Here is a 2,133-nt window from a genome sequence, read left to right on the forward strand (position 1 = left end):
ACCTGATCGAGTCCCAGGCCGAGCATGACGCCGCGACGGTCCGCCGGCCCGAAGCGGTACGAGCCGGGGGCGCTCATCCGTGCTCGCCTCGCCCAGTGGCCGGACGGGAACCGTTGGTTCCGACAGTTCTCGACGCTGCTGAGCTGCCCGGTCCAGCTCTACCTACTGTGGAGCCCGTCGTGTCCTCGGTGATGGCGCCGCCCGGGGAGGAAGCGAAGCGGCGGACCACGGCACGCCCCCCACCGATCGAGGCCTCCGCCTGGCCAGGGAGGACCAGCCCGGAGCGAAGCAGGGAGCTGCCTCGGCCTGCGTGGAGGGCCGCCTCGGCAGCGGCGGGGACCAGGCGGAGCGCGATGGGCAGGCCGAAGGTGGCCAGTCCCAGGAATGCGATCCCGGTGACCACCGCGTCGATGTCTGCACCTGGTGAGGTGAGCGAGAGGGGAGCGGCGGTGAGCGCGGCCGCGCCGAGGACCAGGACCACGACGATGACGAGCTTGGAAACGATGATCGCCCCCGCCACCTCCGCTAACCGGCGCAGCCATCCCGCCGTCGCCGGCCAAACAAGACCGGCGAGGGCCAGGGGGAGGAAGGCGGTGGCCACGTAGACGAGCGCGGTGCGGACGACCAGCTCGACCCAGAGCACGATGGCGGCGATGCCGGCCAGGAGGGCCAGCGCCAGCCCGCCGACGCTGGCCGCCCCGCCGCCGCCTGCCACAGTGAGGACGCCCAGAGCTGTGCCGAGGCGGGCTAGGGCGGCGGGGAGTGAGATGCCCGAGGTGTGCCCGACCATCTCCGCAGAGACGTCGACGACAGCCAGGGCCAGCCGCACCAGACCCAGCGCAACGACTGTGCCGGCGCCGGCGGCGACGAGCCGGCCGAGGAGGCGGGCGAGGCCGGCTGGGCCCTCGCCTCGGGCCACGACCTGGATGACTCCGGCAAAGAAGAAGGGGACCGCTGCAAGCCCGGCGACATCGAGCATCGCCCGCCAGGGGCCGGCAAACCACGTCCCGAAGCCGATACCTGTCGTGGCAGTGGCGGCGTGGGTCAGGCCGCCGAGTGCCCAGGCCGCCAGCTTCGCCAGCCCGGAGGCGAGTGCGTGGGCCAGGGCGACGACGACGGCTCCTGCCACCGCCGAGCCCACCGAGCCGACGACGTGGGGCATCACCGGGCGGCCTGGCCCACGTGGAACAGGACCTGGACCGCCTGGGGCCCGAATCCGATCAGGACCGCCGCGAGGGCGGAAACGAGCACGGCGGCTCGGCCCCGGCTCACCCCTTGGTACTGCCCCGAGTGGGACGACAGCGCCCAGACGGCGGCCCCGATGACGATCCCGGCGATGGCGGCCAGGACCGCATCCATCTGGAGCCCACCGAGCAGTTGGACCAGGGTCCCGGTGCCAGGAAGGGTGGAGCCGTTCGGGCTGATGGCCGGAAGGGAGGAACCGCCGGATGTCGTGGGCGGTGTTGACGTGGCCGCCTGGGCCAGCCCAGGAACGGTGAAGGTCCAGGCCGCCGCCGCCCCTACCAGGCCGATCGGCCGGCACCGTGCTCGACCCCTACGGGGTCGGACCGCGGGGGCGGAGGTGGGCTCGGCGGATGTCGGCATGCAGGGCTCCTTGGCTCGGCGGTACGGCTCCATGCCGGCCACCCTGCGCCCCCCCACTCACCTCGGTTCTCACCTCTGCTCTCACCTCTGGCGAGAAATTCCTCCCGAACGCTTGGTTCCTGGCCCGAGACCTGTTCTGCCCGGTCCGCTGACCGTGACCAGGGGCTGCCACAACCACCGTCGGATCGCTCGGTTGGGGAAGGCGTCGTTCCCCATGCGTGAAATCGACGCGAGCCACGGCGCGGGCATTCGGTGGCACGGGCCGCCGCGGTTCTTCCGTCGTTCCACCGACGGGGAGGGCCCGAGTACCAGCCTTGAGTCGGCCGTGCTCAGTACTCGGTCGGGGACAGCAGCACCGCCGTCCACAGCGGAAAGCGCACAACCCTTATCCGGTTGCGCCACCGGACCGTCCGCTGAAGCTCTGCCCACGTGAGGGGGGTTCCTCGTCCGAGGCTGAAGGGATCGCGCCATCCCTGGTCCCAGGCCAGGCGGACCTGGGCCGCCGCCCGGATCCAGCGGCAGCGGGTG

General features: G+C 72.3%; 3 protein-coding genes. All 3 read right to left on the reverse strand.

Annotated features, from left to right (window positions below):
- Nucleotides 1–73: 73 nt before the first annotated feature.
- On the reverse strand, nucleotides 74–1,162 hold the full coding sequence (locus tag VFW24_04740; protein HEX5266057.1) for a hypothetical protein: 1,089 nt from the start codon (nucleotides 1,160–1,162) through the stop codon (nucleotides 74–76).
- Complete coding sequence (locus VFW24_04745) at nucleotides 1,162–1,605, reverse strand: DUF6112 family protein (GenBank protein HEX5266058.1); 444 nt, start codon at nucleotides 1,603–1,605, stop codon at nucleotides 1,162–1,164. Before VFW24_04745 ends, VFW24_04740 begins: the two co-directional genes overlap by 1 nt.
- A gap of 329 nt (nucleotides 1,606–1,934) precedes the next feature.
- Nucleotides 1,935–2,133 (reverse strand): hypothetical protein (locus VFW24_04750; protein HEX5266059.1); only part of this gene is annotated, 199 nt, incomplete at its 5' end.

This window comes from Acidimicrobiales bacterium, assembly GCA_036273495.1.
Lineage (GTDB): Bacteria > Actinomycetota > Acidimicrobiia > Acidimicrobiales > JAJPHE01 > DASSEU01.